Source organism: Paenibacillus sp. 4624 (genome assembly GCF_050435065.1).
Classification (GTDB): domain Bacteria; phylum Bacillota; class Bacilli; order Paenibacillales; family Paenibacillaceae; genus Paenibacillus; species Paenibacillus amylolyticus_D.
Genome location: NZ_JBNDJR010000007.1, coordinates 17,162 through 42,211, shown reverse-complemented (window position 1 = coordinate 42,211; position 25,050 = coordinate 17,162). Strand labels below are relative to the sequence as shown.

Genomic DNA, 25,050 nt, shown 5'->3' with positions numbered 1-25,050 from the left:
TCCTATTCGCGCAGTGTAATCTCCTGAAAGAGGGTATAACCAAAACTGATAATTTGCTGGATCAGGCTAAAGAAAAGCAAGCCCAGAAAGATTACAACACCCATCACAACCAGCGTAAGCAACATCGTCATCATTGTTTTCATGACTGAATACTGATGTACCGTCTTGGTTCCGATAAAAAGCAGCCACACAAACCAGATGACACCGAACGAATCAAGCAAGTAATAAAAAGAAGATTCACGCAGCGTGATCACATTACTCAGCAAAATATTAGGAATGTTGACCAGAATAAGCGGAAGCATCGCATATCCTGTGGCAATCAAGATGTCTTTGAACTTGCCTTCCCCGTCCATCAGCGTGGTCAGCGACCAATTGGAAATACACCAGAGCAGAAAAGGAAGCACGATGTACTTGAACTCGTTAATACTGTTAAGTGAAAGTGGATAGTTATCATTGACAACATACCCGGCAAACTGTCGCTTCAAGATCATCGTTACCGTGACAGCCAGAAGCACGAGCAATGCAACGCGCAATCTGCCTTTGTTTTCATATTTCAAATCCCAGTATCCGTCAAAAGGGCGTACCGCAACATGCAGAGAGTATTTGAGTTCCTTAATTAGCGACATCTCTGACCCCCCTCTCATTCCTTGTTCTGACGATCCGGCGCCAGACGATGACGCTGATTAACAATGCAATTGCTACAGTCATGTACATCCCGAAATATTCACGCATGTATTCTCTCCGATACTTCGCTAAAGCTTTGGAATAGTATTCGCGATCGTTTCCCAGCTTCAGGTAGGTCATTGCATCTTTGTATTTTCCTTCTCGAAGCATTGATTTACCGATCCCGATATAGGCCATCTCGTAGTTGGCATCAAGACGCAGTACCTCTTGCCACAATTTTGCCGCTTCCGTATGTTTGCCTGAACTGTACAAGCGGTTTGCTTCATTAACCAGGCTTCCAAACGTTGTTGCCTTGAACTCCGTAATCCGACCGAGATCTCGATCCAGTACGTAGATGGCGTCCCCATAGCTTTCGATGGCGACCGGATTTTTAAATGTACCGATCTGGTTGCCAAGCTGACCTATGACATAGAGCAGATTACCGTCCTCGTTATACGTGAACACCCGTCCTCTTGTTGAATCCAGCGCACGATAGACACCGTTACTGGACACCTTGATATCCACGAAGGAAGAGCGATTGAAGGTCAAGTCTCCGACCGGTGCAAATTCACCGTTGACCCGAAGTACGTCAATACCGGACGGATTCAATCTTTTGACGGAAGAAAGCGAGTTTTTGTCCGCTGTTGTGGTGTAGATAAAACCGCCATCATCGATGTCCGCGTTGTTGAACTCCAGCGGGATAAACCGAACCATTTTCTCACGTTGTTCCTTGGTAGATACGGTTTTCCAGAACAGGTCGACCGGATCAAATTGCACACGATTGGTACCCATAAATCCTGTGAAACGTCCGTCACTGTCAAACTCGATCAGTCCTTCGAAGACACCACGGCCAACCACATAGATCCGTCCAGCTTTGTCCACGATAACCTTGCGAGGAAAGTATTCAAAGTTATCACTAAGCACATCCGACTCTGGTGCACCGATGGCACGCACAAAAGTACCATCTTGATTCAACTCTACGATCCGTCTGTTTTCGGTATCCGCAACGTAGATCTGACCTGCTTCCGTCACGAAGATCCCCTCAGGATTGTTAAAACTGTCCTTTTTACCGTCATGTTTAAAATCTTGAATGACCCGAACCGCTTCCCATTTCTCGTTTAAGACAACGATCCGTCCATTGCCTGAATCCAGAATATAGAGCAAGCCATCTTTCGCAGCATATATATCCAGCGGAGACTGCCATGCTCCTGTTCCGGCCTCATCCCCTGTGATTACTCTGGAGGGAAGAAACGCAATCGGTGACTTCACCGAATCTCCCCAATAGTTGTAGGTATATCCCTCATACGGTGCCGCATGAGCCTGGTTATGTCCTAGTCCGGCAATCAGCAGGGAAGCTGCCAGAACGATTAGCCATGATTTCAATCTCATCTGTAACACCCTCTCCCTTAATCCTTCATGCCGGATGAAGCCATCGTTTGAATGACATTGCTCTGCGACAATACAAACGTCACGATCGGCACCGTCATCATGATGACCGCTACTGCAGCTCCTACCCCTGCCCGGGCAATTCCTCCTTGCACAATCTGTCCCATGGCATAGTGCATCGTTTTGAGTTGCTCACTGTAGATGAAGCTGCCGCCATCCGTTCCCCATAACATCTGCATCATCAGGATCAACAGCGTTAACCAAGCCGGTTTAACGAGTGGCATAACGACCTGGAAGAAAATCCGGTATTCGCTCGCACCATCCATTTTCGCCGCCTCAAGCAATGCATCCGGGATCTGCTCCATAAACTGCTTCATCAGATACAAGCCGAGTGGATAAGCAAAGGCCGGGATAATAATCGCTTGATATGAGTCGAGCCACCCCAGGGTCGACATGATCATGTAGTTCGGGATCGCTGTGACATGCGGCGAGAACATCAGCGACAATACGATGACTGTAAACAGCACCTTGTGTCCGCGAAATTTATGTTTCGCCAGCGGATATGCCGCCGCCGAGGCCAGAATGATATGACCGAACGTACCCGCCGCGGTAATAAACACGGTATTAAAAATGTATCTGGAAAAGGGAACCCATGAATTTTTCATCACCTGAAACAAATCCGAGAAATTTTCGAACGTCGGATTGCGAACAAACAGGGTTGGCGGGAAAATGAACAGCTCATCCAGCGGTTTAAACGCATTATTGATGACATAGATGAGCGGAACCGCCATAAATGCGCCAAATCCGCCAAGTAGCAGGAACAGCAGGATGTCGACCTGCCAGGATCGGTTAATTTTTCGTTTCATACGCAGGGCTATTTTCATCTGCTATTCCCCCACTCTCTTCAGAAGCTTTTGTACAAGGAGGTTGGAACCCAGCATCAGACCGAACAACACCGTTGCAATGGCAGACGCATAACCCATTTCGAAGCGGATCGTTCCATAATCCATCAAGTGAGTGACGATCGTATGCGCACCATACTGCACACTTGGGAAACCGGCCAGCGCCGTAGCGACTTCGGCAACCGCCAAAGATGCTGTAATCTGAATGACCGCACCAAACATCAGCTGAGGCCGCATCGAAGGCAGCGTAATGTACCATAGTTCCTGCCAGCGATTTTGTACCCCATCGATTGCTCCTGCTTCATACAGCGTACGATCCACGGTTTGCAAACCGGCAATGAACGCGAGGAAACTGGTTCCCAAGCTGAGCCACAGCTGCACAAGCATGATGATTGCCAGCATATATTTCGGATCTTGTAGCCACAGGATCGGCTCATAAAGAATGCCTGTTTTCATCAAGAAACCATTCATAATGCCGTACGAATCTCCCGAGAAAATAATTTGCCAAATAAAGAACACATTTCCCGAAATTGAAGGTGCAAAAAAGATCAGGGTCATAAAGGCTCTCACCTTGGGATTCAACTCATTGATCAGCCATGCGAATACAAAACAAGCGATGTAACTGATTGGGCCGGTGACCACCGAGAAAATAATTGTATTTTTGAGACCGATCAAGAACACATCATCATTCCAAAGCAGCTTGGAGTAATTCTCCCAGCCGACCCATTGCGGAAACTCCAGCATATTGAAGTTGGTAAAGCTGAAGAAAATGGATATGATGACGGGAAACACTGTAAATAGTAAAAACAACAACATATACGGAGATAATAGAACATAAAGATGTTTATCCCGCTTCATATCTCTGACAAAGAGTTCCCATTTCCCCGGCATGCCGGCAGGCGTGCGCTTGGGCTGAGAACCGGTTTTGTTCACCATTTCTGTCTTTTGCAAAAGAGTCCCTCCCTAGCGCATTCCGTCCAATTTAAACTCTTTTCGTTTCTGCTGAATTTCGTAGTTAATTTCCTGCACATAATCGTAGATGGCATCCGTGGAATTGGTACCGTTATTCACGACCTCACGCAAGGCATTGTCCAGATGGCGACCTGTAAAGTAACCTCCAGGAACCTCCGGAACACCCTGCACCCACTCCCACTGTTCTTCCAAACTGCGGTAATCGCGGATTGGCCAAGGCAACTCCTGTAATGCTTCGATGTTGGCTGTCGGATATCGCGCCGCAGCTCCCATCAGACCTTCCATTTCCCGTCCGAATCGAACCTGCGCATCCTTACTAACCCACCATTTCATGAATTCCCATGCGGCATCCTTATGTTTGGATTGTTTCAGCATGACTGTCGCCGTGCCACCACTAGCCACATCCCGTTTGATGCTTCCGTCCTTCTGCTTGATTCCTGGAACCGGAATGAACTCCCATAGTCCTTTAATCTCTGGCGCAGATACAGACAAATAGTTGTAGAAAGTGTAATCCATAATGCCCACTGGCATTTCACCTGTTCTAAAACGCATCGGGAAATCAAACGTTAGTGGAAGCTTATAGCTGGTATAAAAATCCGTCCATTCTTTGAATGCTTCCAGTCCCGTTTCCGTATCCATACCACTTTTCGCACCATGGTCTAGATAGAATGAACCGCCCATTTGATAGAGCAGCATCGCATAGGCCCGGTTCACTTCGAGTACCGGTACACCCGTAGTTTGAGCAAGCGGCAGTGCCATTTCCATGTTGTGCTTCTGCAGCACCGGGATCATGGCATACACATCCTCCCACGTCTGCGGCGGCTCCAAATCAAGCTGTTCCAATATATCTTTCCGGTAAAATAACATGTTGAAGATTTGCTGTTCCGGCAGCGCAAATACTTGATCCTCAAATTGATAAGGAACCATGGCACTGGCCCTGAACTGTTTAATCAACTCGTGATACCCCGGATACGTCGACAGATCCTCTGCCGCATGCCGCATCCCGAAGTTAACCGGCACATCATTGCCTACTTGCATCGCCACATCCGGCCCTTCTCCTGCAAGCGACGCACGAAGCAACACGTCGGCATTGACCAGCTTGAGATTGACGCTAATGCCTGTCAGCGGCGTAAACGTATCATCAATCATCGCTTTTAATACCTGCGCCTGGTCGCGGCCTGTACCAATCCAGACGGTAACGGATTTATCTTCATCCGCTGTGCTACCGATGGTGTCGTAATCTTCGAAGAAAGAATGGAAGAAAGACGAAACCTCATGCCCTGCTTTGCGGAAGGCCGAATCATTTGCTTTTGGCAACTTCTCATTAGGAGAAGCTAAGAGCAGATAGTCAATTTCCAGCGGTTGCTCCCGTACTTCCAGCAGCCAAGAACCGACACTTCCGACGTTAATTTTGAATTGAGACAATCGCTTCTGAACCGTTTCCGGTTTGTCGGCAAGATCAGCCAGTTGATAAGCTGTTTTATTCAAAATCGCGGTTTTATCACTCTTTTCTCCTGTTAGACGAATTAGTTCTTCAGAGACCGCATTCAAAATGTCACTTTGCTTATGAAAAACATCCACCATATCTGGAATTTGCTTCTCTAATTGATAATCGCGATACGGGTCAGGCACATTGCCTGTGATCATCAGAATTTTTCGATACATCGCATTGATCTCAAGCACACTGGCTTCAACCTGACGGATCAAAGGCGCAATGGCTCCAAGACTGACCTCAAGCCGCAAATCATGTTTTCCTTTGGTTAAATAAAATAAATACGGCTCTTCTTCGTTACCAAGCACATGCATCTGCCAATCCGAATCATAGAAGAATGGAACCTGCATCATCTCTTTGAATGGCGTTTGGTTATCAATCTGCAGCGAGCGCGTGGAGTAAATGCCTCTCAGCAATTCCTGTCTGCCTTTGATCGCAATTTTATATAAGCCATCCTCCGGTACATCCATTTCCCATGCAATCCATTGCCCCGGTACTCGCCAGTTGTTTCCACCAATGGTGTTCATTCTGATTTTAGAAACATCATACGGTTCTGTTGATGTGCTGGATCGATCTGTAATCGGATACAATGTCGGTGATGATTTGTATGCGGCCTGCTCCCCTTGAACTTTGATCAAGTGCCCGCTGGTTTCCGCGTATCCCTTCGATTCGTACTCCTGCTTCAGTTCAGCATAGGAAGGCGGTTCTTCGTAATGATGCAGCTTGATCGAATCAATAACCATAGGTTCCCGGGTCGATACAAGCTTTATGGAGTGTTTCCCTGCTGAAAAATAAAACTGGTACGGCTCTTCATAATAGCCTTCTTTATCTCTCAGGATGGACTCCTGCCACATCGGTGCTTCGATCTGACGCGGACGCAGGTCATTGCCTCTGTTGTCCTGCTCAATTTCGGATTTTTCATTGACCCAAACCCGATGAAAGCTCATGTTGCGTGCACTGTTGAAAGGGATCTCTCCATCAATCCATAACTCACGTTCGATGGCAGAGCTCTTTCCTTGAATCGGGTAATAGCGCAACGTCATGTGATACATGCCGGATTCCGGAACATCTACATCCCATTGCACGGAACCACTTTCCTCAGTTCGTATAAACTTGCCCGTTTCGCCGCCGAGTTCCGTGATCATCTCCGGTTTCATTCCTTCAGCAGCTGTGTAATCTGCTCCCTGAATGACAATTTCACTGGAAGGCCGCTTCTCGTTCTGGTATTGCTGCAGATAATAATCATAGCTACCCTCCGCAGCAGACTCCGATATCGGCATCACACGGCTCGGATCTGATGTTCGATTTCCGGTTTTCGAACTACCGCTTGCACCGGAACTGAATATCGCATACACCACGACGAGCATTACCATGACGACAACAATCGTCACTCGGGATAATGTGAATTTCACCCAATGCCCCTCCTTTAACTGACTCTGGTAAACGTAATGAGATGGACGGCCCACAAATTTGTTTCCCGGCTAACCGAGAACAGCAATGAGGCCGTCAACTTATATACATTATTTTTTCTTGTCTTGCTCTCCGCTTAATACTTTTTTCGCTGCAGCTTGAGCTGGTGCAATAACTTGTGCAATACCTGTGGAAGGTGTAATTTCACCTTTAACAAATTTCTCGGTTACGCTGTCCAATTGCTCTTTAATACCCAGACCGCCAAAGCGTCCGCCAAACAAGCGTTGTACCTTACCATCATCATTCATCGCATTCGCGATTGAAGTTTCATCCGGTAAAATATTTTCAAGAGACAGTCTGCGGTTATCCTGCCAGTTATCAAAGTCTTGCAGATCTTCCCAGATCTTGACGATCACATCTGCATCCTTTACACCTTTCGGAATAACATAAGCTGCCGTCTGACCGAATGGTTCATAATAAGACTTCGCTTTAGGACCCTTCGGCATATAAACATATCCCCACTCATCCTTCAGCTTATCTACAATCCGGCCTTCAACCTCCCAGAGTCCACCGGGATACATTGCAATCGTGCCTTCTCCGAAATATTTGGCTGGATCTTCCCAGTCGTTGCCTCCGTTGGCTTTGATCACTTTATGCTCGGTGTACAGGCTATGCAGGAAGTTAAGCGCTTCCATAGCTTCGGGAGAATTAAACGTCACTTTGCCTGACTGCTCATCGTATAATTTGCCGCCGTTGCTCGCAATTAGCATTTCTGAAAGCACATAATGTGCTCCAGCGAGACCGTATTGATCCATTTTACCGTCGCCATTGCGATCAACGGTTAGCTTTTTGGCTGCATCCAGCATCGTATTCCAGTTCCAGTTATCCTCAGCCATTAACTGCTGTGGGTCTTTCAATCCCGCTTCTTTAAAAATACGTTTGTTATAGAACAAGCCGCTGTCATTCGGTGAATACCAGCTTTCGAGACCATACACCTTGTCTCCACCAAAGCGCATCGAGTCCACAACATCCTTCTCTACTCGAGTGTCTTTGAGATAATCATCCAGCGGGGTCAGGAATCCGCCCTGCATTAGTCCCCAGATGAAACCATCTGGAATACGGACAATTTCCGCAAAAGGTTCGTTCGCAAGCACGGAGGAAGACAGTTTTTCAGAAGTAGACCAGTATTCGGTGTTCAAATACTTTATTTTCACGTTATACTTTTCTTCCACCATTTTGATCCGCTCACGTGCCAGTTCATCTGACTCTGAATCCCCTTTGGGAGTGGCATCCCACCAGTGAGATATGCGAATAACCCGCCCGTTCAAATCAGGAGCTGGCGCAGCCTCTTCCTTCTTTTCTTCCTTGGCAGGTGTGGTGTTAGTCTCCGTCTCAGCTGGTTTAGTCGCAACAGGCTCGGCTGGTTTATCATTAGAACCACTACATGCAGACAAAAGCGTAATCAAAGCGGCAAACAAAACGATGAACATGATTTGGTTAGAAATCAATTTTTTCAACATGGGTTGCCTCCCTTAAGTAAATGATTTTACTTCACTTGCTTTTTTCGCCCTTCAGTACTTTCTGAATTCCTGCCTGTGCAGGTCCGATGACCTGAGCAACACCTGTAGATGGAGTCACTTCACCTTTCACAAACTTTTCGGTTACACTGCCGAGAGCTTCCTTAACACCTAATCCTCCAGCACGAGCACCGTATACACGTTCAACCTGACCATTGTCATTCATCGCGTTAGCAATTGAAGCTTCGTCAGGCAAAATGTTTTCTAACCACAGACGGTGATTATCCTGCCAGTTGTCAAAGTCCTGAAGCTCTTCCCAAATTTTCACGATGATATCGGCATCCTTCACACCCTTGGGAATAACAAAACTTTCTGTACTGTTGACTGTATCCAGATACGTTTTTGCTTTTGGACCTTTAGGCATGTAAACATAACCCCAGTCGTCTTTTAACTTATCCAGAATACGACCTTCTACTTCCCATAATCCGCCAGGGTACATCGCAATGCTGCCTTCTGAGAAAAACTTGGATGGATCTTCCCAATCATTACCGGCGTTAGCCTTCACAACTTTGTGGTCGTTGTACAGACTATACAAAAAGTTAAGCGCTTCCAAAGATTCGGGTGAATCAAACGCTGCCTTCTGCGTTGCCTCGTCATACATCTTGCCGCCGTTACTTCCAATCAGCATTTCATGAAGTACGTAATACGCGCCCGACAGGCCATACTGATCCATCTTGCCGTCACCGTTTTTATCCACGGTTAGCTTCTTGGCCGCATCCAGCATCGTATCCCAGTTCCAGTTATCCTCCTCCAGCAATTGCTGCGGGTCTTTCAAACCAGCTTCCTTGAATATTCGTTTGTTGTAAAACATTCCGCTGTCATTCGGGGTATACCAACCCGTCAGCCCGTATACTTTATCACTGCCGAATCGCATCGAATCGATGACATCGGGCTTGATCTGTGTATCCTTCAGATAATCATCCAATGGTGTGAGGAATCCCCCCTGCATGAGACCCCAAATATTGCCGTCAGGCACACGTACAATCTCTGCAAAAGGTTCATTTGCCATCACGGATGAAGAAATTTTCTCGGACGTTGCTCCGTAATCTGTATTCAAATAGGAAATTTTAACGTTGTATTTCTCTTCTACATTTTTGATACGTTCACGAGCGCGTTCATCTGCCTCCGAATCTCCTTTGGGAGATGCATCCCACCAGTTCGATATACGGATTGCTCTGCCGTTCAAATCTACCTTAGGCTCCTGTTTTTCCTCTACAGGTTCGACTGCCGCTTCTTTGTTTTTATCCGCTGGTGGCTGAGTCGCCGTGTCAGATGGTGTACCTCCACCACTGCAACCAGCAATAATGGTTACCAGTAAGGTGAATATCACCAACAGGCTGAACCTCTTCTTTCTCACAAACTTCATCTTTCACACGCTCCCCCTCAAAGTTAGATAAAGATGAATCAAGCTTGCAGCATGCTTGGATGACTTCCTCGAATGACTTAACTCATCACAAGGCTGTCACGGATGGGAACTTGAAAACCTGCCTTCCCCCTGCAACAGAAAGCGCTTACTAAGTTGTCAGGAGATAATGAAACGGATTTCATGAAACCCATTTCATTATAGTATCATGAAAAGCTTTGGGTCAATACATATTCTGTTATTATTTAGAATATTTTGATCACCACTATTTCATTCCGCACAATTTCAGGAAAACATAACACTTAAAGGGGATAAATCTTCAAAACCCTCTAACATCAGACTAAATGACATCGTAGAGGGCTTCATATAATCTGGTTTAGCAGAATGCAAATTTTTCAGAGTTGCCGCTAGTTTGAATCACTTATAAAAGCATCGTGGGGCAAAAAGGCATGCACGCCTTTCACACCATTCACAATTTGCGTGATACGCAGATCAATCACTGCGCTTCCCAGCGCAATCGCTTCTACCCGCTCCAGGCCATATAACTCGCCCATCAGGCCCAACATGCCATCCAACGCTTGAACCGTTGCTTCATTCAAGTCCTCATCAAAACCAAAGGTAATCCATCCAGAAGGCGTATGCGCACGTGGATTGGTCAGCTTTATATCATCTGTGACATTCACTGTGATATCTACAAGCTCCATGGCACATTCAATCGCCTGACAGCTGACTTCCCCATCCCCTTGCCGTGCATGACCATCACCAATCGCCAGATAACCCCCATCTACAGGAACAGGCAGATATAACTTACTTCCCTGTACTAGTTCCTTGCAGTCGATGTTCCCTCCACAATATCGCGGCGGCCATGTCGTATGAATCCCTCCTGATTCTGGCCGCATGCCCACGACACCCATGAATGGATTTAAGGATACGCTGTATGACTTGTCCCGTACCTCACAAGAGCCACTCATCGCATGTCGATCAAGTGTCCAATTTAGAGACAGTTCTTCGACCTCTGTTAGATGCAATTTCTGATTCTGCCAGTTGGGATATCCACCCGCGGAAGTAAACCCGTAACTGCCTGGTATAATCTCATTGAAAATGATCTCGAGTGTCTTTCCCTGCTTCGCCTCTTCAATATAGATTGGGCCGATTAAGGCGTGCCCTCCATCTTTTTCACCTTGTCGTGGAAAAGGTTTGATCCGTTTCGCATAACTTACTCCCGTGCCCCAACCTGCGTCCAGCGTCTGAAAACGTATGGAATCACCTGACTTGATCTTTAAAATCGGCGTAACCACATTGGAGAATGAACCAATCAGATTTTCCTGAGCCAATGTAATCGTATGAATACTCACAACAATCCCTCCCCGGCCAGATATTGTTTTAACGGCTCCATATGATGCTGGTCATGCCATATAAAATCTTTAAGGTATTGGGGAATGTAAAATACATTATCTTTGTTCTCTGGATCCACATATCGTTGATAAAGCTGTTCCTCCGATAACCCTCGAATATCATTCATAATTTTGTGACGGTAAGTGATCGCCTTGTCGACAATTTCGGACGGCTCTGTGCGGTTCCCGTACTCCACAGCTTTGCGATTAAACTCATCAAAATCCAGAAGCTTCAACGTAATCTGCTGATTCAGGGCAATCTTCTCAATCGCTTCCTTGTAAAAATATCGATCCCATAACATCATATGGCTTACGATGGATTTGATCGTCCACTTTCCTTTTTCTAGACTGGAATTCCAGGTCTTTTCTTCGAGACGACTCAACGTTTTGACAAATAGCGTCCATTCTTCAAAAGCTTGAAGCAAATGTTCCATTTCTTTATTCACAACAAATTTCCCCCTTCTCTTTGTAGAAGATGAATCATCACGATTCGCCCTTTCTAGTAAGCAACTGTTCAAGCGATTCTCTCGTCTTTGGATGCAAAATAATATCTTCCGAGTTCATCATACGTTCTGCCAGATTGGAATCTTTGACTCTACGACCCCATTTTCTCGTAAAAGTTCTCCAGTCACATACCATCTCTATAATATATTTTTGCGGCATAGGCAGAGCTTCTTTTGTATTTCTGTTCACGATCCAATACTCCCAATGATGTTTATTATGATTCTGATGATGAAGCCATGCCTTCTTCCACCTTAGTTCTGTGACTTCATCTTTACGGTCCGAATAGAACTTGATTGCATAAGGGAAAAATTCGTGAGGACAAAATTTCGTTAAATCATGAAATATCCCTTGTAAATATAACCCTTCATGCCAGCACTCAATGAAAACGTTCAACTTATGTTCAGTTACATATAAGAAATACCTCCAATAGGCAGAAAGCATGGTCATCCCCCCAGCTGGCTATTCCCCGCCCTCTACAATGGTTTAGCATGATTGAAACGATGTATTCCGAATTGTTGGAAGTCTGACTGTAACACAGCATCTCTCAGAGGATATAGATTTGTCGTGAATCGCAACTCAACCCCTCTGGCCAAAAGCCTCTCTAGCAGATGATCTATTTTCTCTATGTAACTTGGTGTAACCACCTGATCAGAAATATAGTACCCTGCGGTTTCATCAAAAAGTTTAAACGACGCTGCATCCAGATGATACCGATACAACGTTTGTTGCATGATCCTGGAGTACCACTCGTTCTCAACCGTTACAATGAGGTCTGCATTTGAGTGTTTAAAAAACAACTCATGATGCTCATCACTAATGTCGTTCGTTCTTCGAATAACAATGCGAGGACAATCTCTCGGAAAGTAATAACTGAATTCATGTTGCTCATCAATCGCCCAGACAACCGCCGGAAACTCAGGCCGATTCTGCTTCGCTCTTGGTATAAAGATATGAATATCAGATTCTTCACTGAAATGATATAGCATTTGATACACCTCTGTTCGTGAAGTTAAGTCTCAAGCAGTGTGTTCAATCCTTTTCTAATCCCATACGTTAAAATGTCGTTCGCTAACAAGCTCTTAATCAGATCCTGATTCACATACTCATTGCTTGTTTGCAAATAATCTAAAATCAAATCCGCTTTCTCATGTCTACCCATCATCTGATAAGCAACGTACCACACTTCAGGACTTGAAACATGCATTCCGTGCCATTTTACATTTCGAATAGGCGATATAGGTAACTCCAGTCGTCTTCCATCTACATCAAAAGCAAATCCGCCAATGACATCCACATTTAACGGCCCAATTTCCATTCTATATTTACTTGCAAAAGTTTTGTCGCCGCTTTCCTTCTCGATCCACTCATATCCAGCAATCGCTTCTATAAATTTGAATTTTGAGCAATCGACCATCAGATCCCAATCGTTCACGGAATCAACCAAGCCAAGAAAACACAACATCGCACTTCCACCCAGTGAATATGCAATATGATTCGCTTCTAAACGTTTGACTAACGGTAAAATCTCTTGAGGATTCATCATTATGTGTCCCACTCCTAACGCTCATTTTATATCAATCATTCGTATCTAAATTACATTAATATAAAATCTCAATCTGGTTGTATACGTTCAGCGGCTCCTGATCAATCAACACATTCGGGTCTTTCTGCTCGGTAAGTAACATATTCAATATATTTAACTCGTAGTACCATTCTCCGGTATCCTGATAGATATGCCTTCGGTTGTACACCACTCTTCCATATTCGTTTGAAGTCAATCCAAATGCCCGCTCTGTCAAAGGCTGATATCGCTTGTCATATCGGATTGGTTTCCCACACTCTGGGAAGTAGGTAAAGGTTACATCATATTCGGAAGTTTCAGATTCGGGCTCCTTACTATCAATCAAAACACAACCCAATTTGAAATTCTTTGCAGTAGGTTTCAGAATGACACTTTTATCTTGAATCTTCTCAAAACCGTTCTTGTTCTGCAAAATGAGCATTCGGTGGTAAGGCAGACCATAGGACGTGTCGTAACTGAACAGCGTATCCGGTAAACGGAAGGCTTTCTCCATATCATTTCGCGCAGTCGTAAAAGGGGCTCCTCTTACTTCCTTTTCCCATCGCAACGTAATATATTGAAGAAGCAATCTTTCTTTTTTCGAGCGCTCTTTATGTTTGGCAATTTGCATTTCTGTTCGCCCTCTCTGCTTGTCGTACTGAAATAGTCAAGAAGCTGGAACATCGTACTTTAGACGTCCCAGCTTCATTTCTTATCTCTTCGTTTCATACTATAGAAGATACTATTCACTTTTAAATAACTTGTTTATAATCATCTCGGCACATTCTTCAGGCGTACGCAGACTTGTATCTACCGAGTATGTGTACTGAATGTCGGACGCCATCATACGATGTTGCTCTTCAGACTGGTCTTCTCTGCGGTCTCCCCGCTCAATGTTACGCTGACGACAGATATCAAGGGGACAGTATAGCTCCACCATCTCCAGCGGGTATCCTTCGAAAATTATTTTCACTTGTTCATAATGCGGTGCAAGCTCCGGTCTCTCCACCAAGATCCCATCGATCAGCACATGCTTGCCATGGTCTGAGAATACCTTAGCCGTGTGATACATCATGATGATGGCTTCACTTAGGTACTTCCAATAATCAGTCTGCAGATGTTTATCACCGATCGTATTTTCAAATAAATCATTCGCCACCACGTAGAAAAACGGATCATCGTAAGATTGCATCGCCTCGACTATAGACGTTTTCCCCGAACTCGTTACACCATTCAAAAATATAATTCTGCCTCTATCCATTATGATATCTTCCTTTGCTAAAGTATGAATTTATAAATATTTTACAGCTTCTACTAAAACTCATTCCAACGATCATTCATTCAAGCGAGACCGTTCACAACACTTTACACATGCTCTACCAAGTAAGTCCCATTCTGATAAACTAAACAATTAAGCTGCATTCCAAAGGCACATCCACCATCAATGCCGATCTTGTCTTCAGCAAACCAAACGTCTGCTGATCCATGTATGTCTATTGTTTTTGTGTGTCCGAAGATAACTTTTTTGTGTAGATCTTCGAATGCATTATGGATAAATTTATCTTTAATATACATAAAATCATACTCCGGTTGTTGCTTCCATTCACTGTAATCTGGATTCAATCCAGCATGAACATAAATATGGTTTTCATCCTCATAGAATAAAGGTAGGTTGCTCAAGAAATTAATATGACGACTATAATTCAACTTTATAATTTTCCTTGCCGTTTCTATGTCTTCACTTGAATCTTGATCGTTCAGTCGACAGTAACTTTCAAGCGTTTGAAGTCCTCCATGTTCCATAAACTTTGATTGAATAGAGGAAGTCCCCTCATATATGAGATCAGCAAATCTTTGGTCATGATTTCCTCTTAATGCGATGGCGTGATGTTCTTGTACTAATTCCATGACCTTATCAACGACTTCTCTACTATTAGCACCTCGATCTACGTAATCTCCCAGCAGGATCAACTGATCATATTTTGAATTGTAGTCTACGTTAAGTAACAATTGATTAAACTCATCAATACAACCATGAATATCACTAATCATGAGAGTTCGATTCATACACCCTCCTCCTTTTTGATTTTCATGCAATAAAAACTGACATTTGAAAATCGATTATATTCTCCGATATGTATTAGCTCAAACTTCAATTCAGGCAATAGTTCGAATAGATTTTCTTTTTTGTGGTATCTATCAAAATCCATATAAATGAATTGAGCATTCGGTTTTAACACCTCTGATATTTTCTGCAAACCTTTCCGGTATGCGCCTGTCTCTTGAAGAGCAGAACCAATCATGGTGACCAGATCATAATGATCCTGAGGTAATTCACATGTTAAAAAGTCTTCACATATAACAGCAGAGGCATTAGGATGGCCTTCCTTTGTTTGTCGGTATTTGAATACGTCACATATATCCTTGTTAATATCAATACTTGTTAAACAACCCGCACCATTCAACAAGTAACCGATATAATCATCCCAATACTCCAATGCCAACGTTAAGCGCATTCATGCCACTGAACACGTCAAAGTATTTTGCTAAAAAATCTCTGGTCTCCAATTCCAAATACAAACTTGCAGGCGAGAGATTCCACTGATATGCTTCCGTCTCCTTCATACGTAAATAAAAATCCAAGAGACTTCGATCTTCCATTCCGATCACCCACCTGAAAATTAGTATAATTAACTTCAGCGTACGATTACCTGATATTATTTATATTTATCCTCAAACTCTTTGTTTCTCTTTTTCATTTCGGTAATCGAATGTTGAAAGAAAGCGATGTGACGAATGAAGTAAATTGCTCCCACCAGGATGCAGATGCCTCCCACCCAGTAGTTCAGATCCAAATTCATCTCATAGTTAATCGGGCTGTAACTTCCTGCTACTGCGGACTGAAACGCGGCATATCCCAATTTTGGTATGACCTGTTCAATCGTTTTAGTAAGTATGACTATACTGATTCCTACAATAATTATAATAAAGAAAATATTTGGGGGAGTTGCTTCAACTTAGGTAATCTCCTTTCCAGATAAATCTCGGATTGTTTCGTAACTCTTCAACGATTTCAGACACTTGTTCTCGGCTGTAAGTGTTGCGTATAGAGTTTATTTTGTTCTTTTAAATCTGAGCACGCTTCAAATTCCTCCAACAAAACCAAACTGCGCTCACCCATCTGTGCATCCGTGGGTCTCCATTGATGCCTGGCTATCAGGGTGGGTCGATCTACCAACTTTACATAACCATGGTTCACCTCGTCCATTCACTGGAATATGACTGATTGCGTCTCCCGAAATGTATGCACTTTTACTTAAAGCCTGAACAAGCTGTTGCGATGTTGTCGATTTTCCTACCCCAGCCGGCCCCGAGATCACATATACTGTTCGGCTCATGTTGTGCTCACCTTCTATTTATACATCTGGATATACCACATATGGAATCCTAATTCTTCGTAAAATGACGCCGTATCTTTCCATCTTCGATTGGATGATCCAACCAAAGCCCTCTCAATCTGGTGCTCACTTGCTTTATCGATTAAACACTTAATGAGTTCTTTGCCGATTCCTTTACTCCGATGTTCAGGATGGATATACACCTCATGAATTTCCAAATAACTATCAGCATGAGGAATGACCGGCTCTGCGTTTCCGCACCTAATCTCTCCGAAGGCATAACCCATAACCACACCCCGCAACTCCACAATATAAAAGTAATCATTCATCTTCTTTTCTAATTTTTCTGGGGTCCAGGCTACATTCTCATAGCCTACTGTAATGTCTTCCTTTTGCCAGAGCATTGAGAGTTCAATAATGTGCGTAAGATCTTTCTTTTGCCCCTTTCGGTAATGGTACATATGCAACTCTCCTATCAAACACAGTCAAGTTCTACAAAAGATAATACGGTCGTGAGGGTTCCACACATGCAGATCATCCGCAATGTAACCTCGTAACCACAACTCGTCTTCTATATTTCTGAGATAAAAGCCTTTTGGAAAATGATCATCCTCATGAAGAGGTTCAGAGGCTATTGTGAGTGAACCCGATGGTGCTTGGTTTCCTTTTTCAGGGCTTGATGTGCATGTCTCAGGTTGATCCAAATGCTGAATTCTAAGAAAGGGACCCAAATCAATAGGACATAACTTCAAACCAAGAGTATCTGCCATTTGAAAGAGTTGTAAGGTCGTAGCTCCATCCGAAAATCCTAGATTTCTAACTGATAACTCGACCGTCTCTAGGCGCCTCTTGGTAGGAGAAATGACAAATTTCTCATCATCAAACAGTTTATTTCCGTATTCATTCATTCGAATTGAACACTGCTGTAATTTATGTTTAAGCTGCGGTTTGCTTACTCCTCCAACTTCGACGACTCTTATTTCCATGGGACAATGAGGGTAAATTCCTTCTTGGTTAAGCACTCCTATTTCTGTGACACTTTTCAGAGATTTAATCTGAGCAACATGATGCTGTCCATGCCAGACCAATCGTTGAATGGCGACATCCAGCGAAATGGTACCTAATACCTCTGTTCGCAGTTTCCGATTGAATTGCTCCGATTGTAAGCCGCGTAGCAGCGTGAGAAATCGTTTGTGCAGTATTTCAAGCAACTGTATGGAATCTTCCAATGGCAAATCTTTATACTCCTGTAACGATGCCCACAAATCCTCGCGATACGAGCTTGCGAGCGGTTCCTCTTCAGTTAATGCTCTTTTGAATCTTATGTACGCGTTCATATCATTGTCTGCAAGATGGTGTACAATCTGTGTGATCGTCCATCCACCTCTACGATAAGGAGTACGAAGCTCCTCATCCTTAAGATCTTGTACACTCTCTCTCAAGGTCTTCGCAATCTCGGGAATTTGATCCAATATGTGTTTACGATCCTCATCAGTAAATTCAAAATGGGGCTCAAAGCGTCCGATCGGAAAACGAATCTTTTCATCTAAATTCATCTTAAGCACCGCTCCATTCGTCTACTACAGGATCAAATCATATCCAATATAACCCACAATGTTCCATTTGCGAAGTGAAAAATAAAAAAAGAAGCAGCCTTGTTCTAACGGCTAGCTTCAATGACTTCGTTTTATATAGTAAAATCAGGCATAGTACCCTCCTTCTTTTAGATACGTGTCCGTTTTTACGTAATGTTTATAGATCTTACTGAATGCCCGGTTTGCTTTGTGTTGATGTTCTCCATCACTTAAACACGGCTTGGTTACCCTAACAACTTCTTTTATATCTGTATCCATGCTCATTTCACCTGAGAGCAGGCGTCCTAAATTCAATTCAAACCGCCCTTCTAATTTCTCAGAGCAGTCTCCGTAAGCATATATTGCAATATCGTCATTGATACAAATCAATTTAAAATCGATACAAAATGCCATTCATTCGCCCCTCCGTTTACAAATTATACTCCATTTTCATTCTCTCATATAATTTGAAGTCAGGATGTTGGTTTATACGCTCTGTAACTAACTCTTTCCATTTATCCTCAATCCACTTAGGGCTCTGATCTTTCAGAACATCCTCGTTAAATTGACTATCGATATACTCTAGATCCTTTTTGAGAATACCTATGTCATTAACCAGTTTATTCCTGGAATCCAGATCAAGCGAGAACTGATTTGAAGCAATGTCACCCATTAAATCTACTTTTGCATATGCATAAAAATCTCTGAAGGTATTATAAATAAGGTAACTTGATGCTTGCCCCTCTTCCTGAAAATCCGAATCTAGAAAGGTAAATGCTTCTTCGCCTACTTTCAATGACACTATTAAATCTCCTAATGAACGAATGATCTGTTCCTTTGGGGATTTATCCTTCAACGTTTTTATGACAACATCCAGATTATTAATGGATTCTTTTATTCCAATTTGAAGACCATGATTTAATTTTAGATTGTAATTATGCTGTTGAACTTCCTTATATTCTTTCAATTGAAAGTTATAAAACAAACTTATAATCAGACCAACCGTTAATACAATGCTTCCAATATTTTTCTTCATTTTCTCTCCTTATGACCATGTAAAATTGAATTCGAGTTAAACTGTCACATCTTTTGTTCTGTACTCTTTTTTTCTCCCTCCTAATCCCAACTGTAATTAATATAACCCAACTTGTTCCATTTCTGAACCCATAAATAATAAAAAGTAGTACAGTGATTGACTGGACTACTTCATTCCAAAAGAATCATCGACCCATTTGATAACGCTCCCAAGATTACCCTCCGCTCAATTTGGAAATCTAATAGGTTACAATCGCCACTATTTTTCATTTATTTCATACCAAATTTTATAGCCCTCAATGTTTGATTCTGAATGGTCACTAGCGTTGGATGTTTTGAAATATCTCGCATAATAAGCATGTTCAATTGTTTTCTTATCCTTGTCCGTATTCATATCCAGATAAATTTTGGATATTTCCAGTCCCCATTTAACGCTGCGAGCAATCTCATTCATGTTATCCATTGTTGTAAATCTCTCGATTTCTGTAAGAATTGCTTCCAGTTCTTCTTTACTCGGTTCTTTGCTCATGTCTATTCTGCAAGAGAGATTTGGGCGGGTAAACGTAAAATGAACTCTTTCAATCGACGGAAAAATTTCCTTCAGCTCTTTTGTTAATTCTTTGGTTGAATCGGTATTGATCTTATGTGTAGTGCTGCAACCAGTTATAAGTAGAAGGATACCTATCAATATAACAATTAATTTACTCATCCTGAACTCCAATTATCGAGTATTTGTATATGTTACTCTGAGCAGCGTAGCTTCCAGTATCTATTACATATCCTGCTCATACCTCATGGCTACATCAATAAGTGATCTATCCAATGTTTTTGATATCCTTCCAAATGATTGTGAATTAATTCCTTCAATCAAAGGAGAATAGAATACGATCACATTGATCTCTTCATTAGCCACATCTAATCCCTTAGCTTTGAAAAACCTTGCTGAATATTTATTTTCAAATCGATCTGCCGAATATATTTCTTCTCCTATAACCTCACTCACTTCAATGGATACCCTGAGATATTCTTCAAATTCAATTCGATCATTCATTAACTTCCATTTGAATAAGGTAATCTCTTGACCATCAGGTCTTAAATAGGCATGACATCCTGTGCCATCCGCATGAAATTCTAACTGTGTATCTTCAAATGCATCATAAAAAAAGGCTTCAGAAGACCACACTCCTATAAGATCATCAATATAAAAAAACTGCACTGGCTCAGTCATATGACATACCTCATTTTATTGATTTGGCCTTATGCATTAATCACGGCTAAATCTTTGTTCGCCATGACTCTCAATTGTTCATCGTATTTCAATGTTGCCACGTCATCCATATTGATTCATCGTGAGAATCTATCAACGGAATTGTATAAGTTCCTGGCTGAGTATACTTTATCGCTATTTTCAGATGTTTTATATCTTTTTGATTTATTGGAGTTATCGCACCGTTAAATACCAGTAAATCACAACTTGATTCATCTTCTCTCGCAAAATAGATAATGTCGTGAGTACACATAGCGTGCTGAAATAAACTCGCTAATAAAAACATTTCAGAACAGTCCTTAGCATCTACTAACAGTAGATGACCCAGCTCTTCTCTTACTTTGATATTTATATCCTTCTGTCTTAAGGCTACTGCTGTGAAAACAGAACTTTGGAATTTTATCTGTATTCTACGAATTGTCATCGTCTGGGACATAACGTACCTCTTTTTAGTTTCTTTCACATGTTATTCACGCTCTAATCTTTCCAATGCCTTTCTATATTTCTCAAGTCTATGAACGTCTTCCTCCGTCGGATTCTTTATTCTTGATATATCCATATTCTCTTTAATATCAGCGATTTTCACATTTCTCGCAACTCGATTCGTTGTTGTCTTCTCAATAAATTCTTCGTAACTATCCTCTGTTGATCTCGTCAACAACTGAATGGCTGTTAAAATTTCTTCCGAAAATCCCAACCCTCTTAACTCTTCAATTGTGACTTCTGAATCTTCAATGACATCATGGAGAACAGCCACAATCTTCTCTTCCATACTTTCCACTCTGTTCATAACAGCTAAGGGATGTAAAATATACGGGTGCCCACCTTTATCAAGCTGCCCTTTATGAGCTTGTAACGCGACAGATATAGCCAATTCAATGTCCAAAATAATCAACTCCTTATTTAGATAGGCACTTCAATATATTCAGATACTCTTGCTTTCAACATTTCTATTAATTCTTCGTCCATAAATTGATAATCATCTGGAATATCCAGACAGATTAAACGTTTATCTTTTAGAATTGTTGAAAATTTATCCTTTAATCTTCTCGCATGTTTCTTCTCCATAACAAAAATTAATTCTGACCATCCAATGTGCCCTTCCGTAACCTTGATTCTTGCTCCCGTTTCGGTTCCTGCCGACCTTACTTCATATCCATTGTATCCTTCAAAAATTTTCTCAGCAGTTAAGCTACGCCATTTATTCCGGCTGCAAATAAACAGTAATTTGATGTCATCTCACCTATCCTTTTTACCCAACCGTTAAATCCATATGAAGAAGATACGAGTTTCTCGTTGTTTATTATTCTCGATAATTTTTATTTCCAGCTCGAATTTGTTTCTTTAATAACATAATTTGTCCTATATGATATGCATTATGAATGCTTAGATTAGAAACAACTCCCCACCAAGGAGCATTAAAATATTCTGGAAGTTGCTTCGTGAGTTTAGATTCATCTGTTTCTTCTAAAACAACTCTCCAACTGATAAAAACATTCTCAAGTCTATTTAATGTTTCCTTCCAGCCAGTATCATTCAATTGATCTTTATTCAAAGCAAAAGTTTCATCATTGTTGATCCCATGATTTAATACAAATTCCCCTGTCTTATAACGCTCAAGCCATTTCTCATTCCAATAAATAAGATGATTCACGATGGACCAAATGGTTTGTTTATTGTCATCCTCAGTCAGTGCTTCTTCCATTGTTACGTCTTCCAATATGTCCTCAAGCGGAATAAACCAGCTCTTATCGTTATAACATGCCGATATTTGATCTATTAAAATGGATTTATAAGTCATCAGTTAACCCTCTTCTCTTCATTCATTTTAGGTGTTAAGTTTTTCTGGAGAGGTTTCAAAATAGAGATTTATAATAATTCTTCTGTATTCACGAGGCAGGAGCCGACCTTTCTCCAAGTTCATTCTCATAATAGTTACGTAGTACAGTCTCACACATAGTAAACCAATGAATATAACTCTCAATCATATTTTTTATCGTTTCGAACTGGAGATCAATAGATAAATATATTCGTACTTCTTCTAATTCCTCACCTTTCATAATATTCTTAAAAATCTGTATAGGAATACTAAAAGCGTAGCATTTGTATCGTTCATCACTTTCTTCTACTATTTCAAGTAAATTATCAACTATCATGTAAACACACCTCAATGAAATTTATTGAGTTAACATCAGTGATAAAATAAAAACCGTTTTCGGTATTTCGTATAAGATTCCTGTATTCACGGCTCAGTAATCTTAATTGTCCAGCAAATGCGAAGCAAGAACGAATGTCCTCAACATAAATATTACGTTATATCCCTTCACTAAAGTCGTTTCATCTCTTATCTAGGATACAGTCATGTTTATATACTTATTTAATTCATCCAGCATTATCTTATCATCCTTCCACTTGGATAAAAACCATGACATATATCGTAACCCCAAGTATCTGGACGTAATTGTATAATTCAGCTTGAATTTATCCTCTGATAGATTTATTCCCCTCGAATTCAGCAAGATTCTGTAGTTCTCGGCTTGAGAAAACGCTCTGTATCTAAGTGCTACATCAAAGTATAAGGAACCATAATGTGCTTCTTCCCAATCAATGAAATACACCTTTCTATTTTTGTAAACTAATGTATTACCCGGATGTAGATCGTTATGTATAAGGGTATGTGAACGTTCATCCTTGAGAACTTTATCCATGTCTTTAACTATATGGTCCGCAATCTTATCAATCTCTGGAATAAGATCACCAAAATGACTTATAAAATCCGGATCAGATTTTGCATTGTTCCAATTCGGTCCCCATTTCTCGTTGAGTACGGATTGAATATATTCTGAATCAAGCAATGGAAGCCATTTCAATTTATAATATTTTTTAAAGTTGAACGCATGTATATCTGCCAGAGCAGCTTGTTCATTTTTTTGAAGCAGTTCGATATCTAAATTATTGTAATCTGTTTCATAATCTACATCCTGCATGCAAAGATATTCTCGGCTGTTACTTGTCATATTTAATGTAAAACTAAATGGAACATTTGCTGATTGATCATTAAGATAATTTAATGTACGCCTTTCAATGAGTGACGCTTTCTTTGAAATAAGATTGATACTCCAATCATGAATATCATTTCTAAGTAATATTTCATGTCTTTTAAGTTCTACAGCTGAGGTACCGTAAGCCAGGTCAAAATCTTTAATACTCAATATTTCAGCATTAGGCGATACGAAACGATCAATTGTATTCTGCATTGTGTTTCTAAGTTCTGTATTCATTGTTCCTCCTTGAATAGAACTCAAATATATTGCTATGATTGCATATAACGCCTTTGTATCTATAAACCTCGACAGACTTAAGCCACAGCGCGCCGAGCTGATGAACTTAGCCACACAGGATAGTCTGCAAGAATCATTTCTTTGAACTCCCTCTTGCAGACCAAGGGCAAGACCCGCAATAAGATACGATGCTATATTAAAATGTCAGCGCCTTTTTTGATATACTAAGTTAAATACTTCCTATTCCCATCGTTCATAAATCTAAACAAGATGTGCTTTAGAAATTATAGATGCCTTTGAACTTTTACATTACATTCTGTCGTGGTCGGGGTAATATACTCAATATAATTCACCGATCCACTATAATTTAAATAAGCTTCGTAACGCGTTCGAATGGCTGGCAGAGTAATAAAATCCAAAACCCTGTCCTTTGAAACCCAACGACAATCACTTGTTTCTTCAGAAGTACTTAACTCTCCTCCCTCAGCTTTACATACAAAATCAAACATAACCTTCGTAGGAACATCAGTCACTCCGTCATACCACTTATGTACTCCCGTGCTGGATACAATGTTAATTAAATGACTTACTGTCACATCTATTCCACTTTCCTCCTTGATTTCACGAATCACACCATCAATCAGATTTTCCCCAACCTCAGTAATACCACCAGGATATACCCATCCATCATCATGAGCTTTTACCAAAAGTATATTTCCGTTTCCGTCCTCTACAATTCCACCCGCTGATACGATATGTGTTGGAAATCCCATTTTACAACCTCCTATTGACCAGTTATATTTCCTTATGTTTGTTCCTGTGTACTTTCACAATCTACTTTATGGTTTTTCCCTTAAAAAATCAGGCATTCGCCCCATGTATTTATCATTGTCTTTTACAAATTGATATTCTTCGTATAATCCATGAGCATCCTTCGTTCTGAGAATACCAGATAAATTCTTATACTTATCCGACGTCGTTATACTTTCGATTAATTTCTTTCCTATACCTCTACCGCGATAATCTTCGTCTATATATACATCACATAAATAATAAACCGTCTCATAGTCAGTAACTAACCTCGCGAAGCCGACTTGCCTATTGTCATGATATACACCAACACATTCTGATGATTGGAATGATCGTATAATCTTTTCTTTAGGTCTTTTACTAGCCCAGTAACTTCTTGATAAGAAGCCACATATAGTTTCATAATCTAATAAGGATTTGTTATCAGAAATAAGAAATTCATTAAACTCAATATGCATTTT

The 25,050-nt window shown here is 41.5% G+C and carries 31 protein-coding genes and 1 pseudogene; all 32 read right to left on the bottom strand.

What is annotated here, in order from left to right:
• Window positions 1-2: 2 nt before the first annotated feature.
• Entirely contained in the window at window positions 3-626 is a 624-nt protein-coding gene (locus ABIE27_RS16715; RefSeq protein WP_123066750.1) for a Yip1 family protein, read from the bottom strand.
• Window positions 613-2,052, bottom strand: coding sequence for a gluconolactonase (locus tag ABIE27_RS16710; RefSeq protein ID WP_123066751.1), 1,440 nt, complete (start codon window positions 2,050-2,052; stop codon window positions 613-615). Before ABIE27_RS16710 ends, ABIE27_RS16715 begins: the two co-directional genes overlap by 14 nt.
• A gap of 17 nt (window positions 2,053-2,069) precedes the next feature.
• Complete coding sequence (locus tag ABIE27_RS16705) at window positions 2,070-2,933, bottom strand: carbohydrate ABC transporter permease (RefSeq protein WP_123066752.1); 864 nt, start codon at window positions 2,931-2,933, stop codon at window positions 2,070-2,072.
• Window positions 2,934-2,936: 3 nt separating this feature from the next.
• Window positions 2,937-3,842: a carbohydrate ABC transporter permease gene (locus tag ABIE27_RS16700; RefSeq protein ID WP_240037208.1), complete on the bottom strand. Its 906-nt coding sequence runs from the start codon at window positions 3,840-3,842 to the stop codon at window positions 2,937-2,939.
• 72 nt (window positions 3,843-3,914) lie between these two features.
• Window positions 3,915-6,788 carry an extracellular solute-binding protein gene (locus ABIE27_RS16695; protein ID WP_192895159.1) on the bottom strand — a complete coding sequence of 958 codons (2,874 nt, stop codon included), beginning with the start codon at window positions 6,786-6,788 and terminating at the stop codon, window positions 3,915-3,917.
• A gap of 147 nt (window positions 6,789-6,935) precedes the next feature.
• Window positions 6,936-8,342: an ABC transporter substrate-binding protein gene (locus ABIE27_RS16690; RefSeq protein WP_429351014.1), complete on the bottom strand. Its 1,407-nt coding sequence runs from the start codon at window positions 8,340-8,342 to the stop codon at window positions 6,936-6,938.
• 34 nt (window positions 8,343-8,376) lie between these two features.
• The gene (locus ABIE27_RS16685; RefSeq protein WP_429351013.1) at window positions 8,377-9,768 is read right to left on the bottom strand and encodes an extracellular solute-binding protein; all 1,392 of its coding nucleotides are present in this window, start codon (window positions 9,766-9,768) and stop codon (window positions 8,377-8,379) included.
• Between the two features lie 404 nt (window positions 9,769-10,172).
• Window positions 10,173-11,120, bottom strand: a complete 948-nt coding sequence (locus ABIE27_RS16680; RefSeq protein ID WP_429351012.1) for an acetamidase/formamidase family protein — start codon at window positions 11,118-11,120, stop codon at window positions 10,173-10,175.
• Window positions 11,117-11,605: a DinB family protein gene (locus tag ABIE27_RS16675; protein WP_123066756.1), complete on the bottom strand. Its 489-nt coding sequence runs from the start codon at window positions 11,603-11,605 to the stop codon at window positions 11,117-11,119. Before ABIE27_RS16675 ends, ABIE27_RS16680 begins: the two co-directional genes overlap by 4 nt.
• 37 nt (window positions 11,606-11,642) lie before the next feature.
• Window positions 11,643-12,104: a DUF5662 family protein gene (locus tag ABIE27_RS16670; RefSeq protein WP_192895157.1), complete on the bottom strand. Its 462-nt coding sequence runs from the start codon at window positions 12,102-12,104 to the stop codon at window positions 11,643-11,645.
• 32 nt (window positions 12,105-12,136) lie between these two features.
• Window positions 12,137-12,649, bottom strand: a complete 513-nt coding sequence (locus ABIE27_RS16665; RefSeq protein WP_123066757.1) for a DUF6886 family protein — start codon at window positions 12,647-12,649, stop codon at window positions 12,137-12,139.
• A 23-nt stretch (window positions 12,650-12,672) separates the two neighbouring features.
• Window positions 12,673-13,206: a hypothetical protein gene (locus ABIE27_RS16660; protein WP_123066758.1), complete on the bottom strand. Its 534-nt coding sequence runs from the start codon at window positions 13,204-13,206 to the stop codon at window positions 12,673-12,675.
• A 55-nt stretch (window positions 13,207-13,261) separates the two neighbouring features.
• Entirely contained in the window at window positions 13,262-13,855 is a 594-nt protein-coding gene (locus ABIE27_RS16655; RefSeq protein ID WP_429351011.1) for a hypothetical protein, read from the bottom strand.
• A 111-nt stretch (window positions 13,856-13,966) separates the two neighbouring features.
• Window positions 13,967-14,485: a phosphotransferase-like protein gene (locus ABIE27_RS16650; protein ID WP_123066759.1), complete on the bottom strand. Its 519-nt coding sequence runs from the start codon at window positions 14,483-14,485 to the stop codon at window positions 13,967-13,969.
• A gap of 104 nt (window positions 14,486-14,589) precedes the next feature.
• A complete protein-coding gene (locus tag ABIE27_RS16645) occupies window positions 14,590-15,291 on the bottom strand; it encodes a metallophosphoesterase family protein (protein WP_429351010.1) in 702 nt (233 codons plus the stop codon).
• On the bottom strand, window positions 15,288-15,740 hold the full coding sequence (locus ABIE27_RS16640; RefSeq protein ID WP_429351009.1) for a methyltransferase domain-containing protein: 453 nt from the start codon (window positions 15,738-15,740) through the stop codon (window positions 15,288-15,290). Before ABIE27_RS16640 ends, ABIE27_RS16645 begins: the two co-directional genes overlap by 4 nt.
• Window positions 15,706-15,885, bottom strand: coding sequence for a hypothetical protein (locus ABIE27_RS16635; protein WP_123066762.1), 180 nt, complete (start codon window positions 15,883-15,885; stop codon window positions 15,706-15,708). The genes ABIE27_RS16640 and ABIE27_RS16635 overlap by 35 nt, the downstream gene beginning before the upstream one ends.
• A 512-nt stretch (window positions 15,886-16,397) precedes the next feature.
• Window positions 16,398-16,622 carry a hypothetical protein gene (locus tag ABIE27_RS16630; protein WP_429351008.1) on the bottom strand — a complete coding sequence of 75 codons (225 nt, stop codon included), beginning with the start codon at window positions 16,620-16,622 and terminating at the stop codon, window positions 16,398-16,400.
• A gap of 14 nt (window positions 16,623-16,636) precedes the next feature.
• Window positions 16,637-17,083: a GNAT family N-acetyltransferase gene (locus ABIE27_RS16625; protein ID WP_429351007.1), complete on the bottom strand. Its 447-nt coding sequence runs from the start codon at window positions 17,081-17,083 to the stop codon at window positions 16,637-16,639.
• A 24-nt stretch (window positions 17,084-17,107) separates the two neighbouring features.
• The gene (locus tag ABIE27_RS16620; RefSeq protein ID WP_429351144.1) at window positions 17,108-17,608 is read right to left on the bottom strand and encodes a helicase; all 501 of its coding nucleotides are present in this window, start codon (window positions 17,606-17,608) and stop codon (window positions 17,108-17,110) included.
• A gap of 63 nt (window positions 17,609-17,671) precedes the next feature.
• Window positions 17,672-18,178 (bottom strand): annotated as a pseudogene (locus ABIE27_RS16615) (YfiT family bacillithiol transferase); the annotation flags it as partial.
• A 144-nt stretch (window positions 18,179-18,322) separates the two neighbouring features.
• Complete coding sequence (locus ABIE27_RS16610; RefSeq protein ID WP_123066767.1) at window positions 18,323-18,610, bottom strand: hypothetical protein; 288 nt, start codon at window positions 18,608-18,610, stop codon at window positions 18,323-18,325.
• Between the two features lie 16 nt (window positions 18,611-18,626).
• Complete coding sequence (locus tag ABIE27_RS16605; RefSeq protein WP_429351006.1) at window positions 18,627-19,232, bottom strand: oxidoreductase; 606 nt, start codon at window positions 19,230-19,232, stop codon at window positions 18,627-18,629.
• A 258-nt stretch (window positions 19,233-19,490) separates the two neighbouring features.
• The gene (locus ABIE27_RS16600) at window positions 19,491-19,940 is read right to left on the bottom strand and encodes a hypothetical protein (RefSeq protein ID WP_123066769.1); all 450 of its coding nucleotides are present in this window, start codon (window positions 19,938-19,940) and stop codon (window positions 19,491-19,493) included.
• Between the two features lie 63 nt (window positions 19,941-20,003).
• Entirely contained in the window at window positions 20,004-20,459 is a 456-nt protein-coding gene (locus tag ABIE27_RS16595) for a hypothetical protein (RefSeq protein ID WP_123066770.1), read from the bottom strand.
• Window positions 20,460-20,547: 88 nt separating this feature from the next.
• Window positions 20,548-20,961: a hypothetical protein gene (locus ABIE27_RS16590; RefSeq protein ID WP_429351005.1), complete on the bottom strand. Its 414-nt coding sequence runs from the start codon at window positions 20,959-20,961 to the stop codon at window positions 20,548-20,550.
• Window positions 20,962-20,964: 3 nt separating this feature from the next.
• On the bottom strand, window positions 20,965-21,384 hold the full coding sequence (locus ABIE27_RS16585) for a GTP pyrophosphokinase (RefSeq protein WP_345789284.1): 420 nt from the start codon (window positions 21,382-21,384) through the stop codon (window positions 20,965-20,967).
• A 17-nt stretch (window positions 21,385-21,401) separates the two neighbouring features.
• Entirely contained in the window at window positions 21,402-21,731 is a 330-nt protein-coding gene (locus tag ABIE27_RS16580; protein WP_123066772.1) for a low molecular weight protein tyrosine phosphatase family protein, read from the bottom strand.
• Between the two features lie 70 nt (window positions 21,732-21,801).
• Window positions 21,802-22,299, bottom strand: a complete 498-nt coding sequence (locus tag ABIE27_RS16575; protein WP_429351004.1) for a DinB family protein — start codon at window positions 22,297-22,299, stop codon at window positions 21,802-21,804.
• A 547-nt stretch (window positions 22,300-22,846) separates the two neighbouring features.
• On the bottom strand, window positions 22,847-23,779 hold the full coding sequence (locus ABIE27_RS16570) for a phosphotransferase family protein (protein WP_429351003.1): 933 nt from the start codon (window positions 23,777-23,779) through the stop codon (window positions 22,847-22,849).
• Window positions 23,780-24,063: 284 nt separating this feature from the next.
• On the bottom strand, window positions 24,064-24,552 hold the full coding sequence (locus tag ABIE27_RS16565; RefSeq protein ID WP_123066776.1) for an NUDIX hydrolase: 489 nt from the start codon (window positions 24,550-24,552) through the stop codon (window positions 24,064-24,066).
• A gap of 66 nt (window positions 24,553-24,618) precedes the next feature.
• A complete protein-coding gene (locus tag ABIE27_RS16560) occupies window positions 24,619-25,047 on the bottom strand; it encodes a GNAT family N-acetyltransferase (RefSeq protein ID WP_429351002.1) in 429 nt (142 codons plus the stop codon).
• Window positions 25,048-25,050 lie beyond the last annotated feature (3 nt).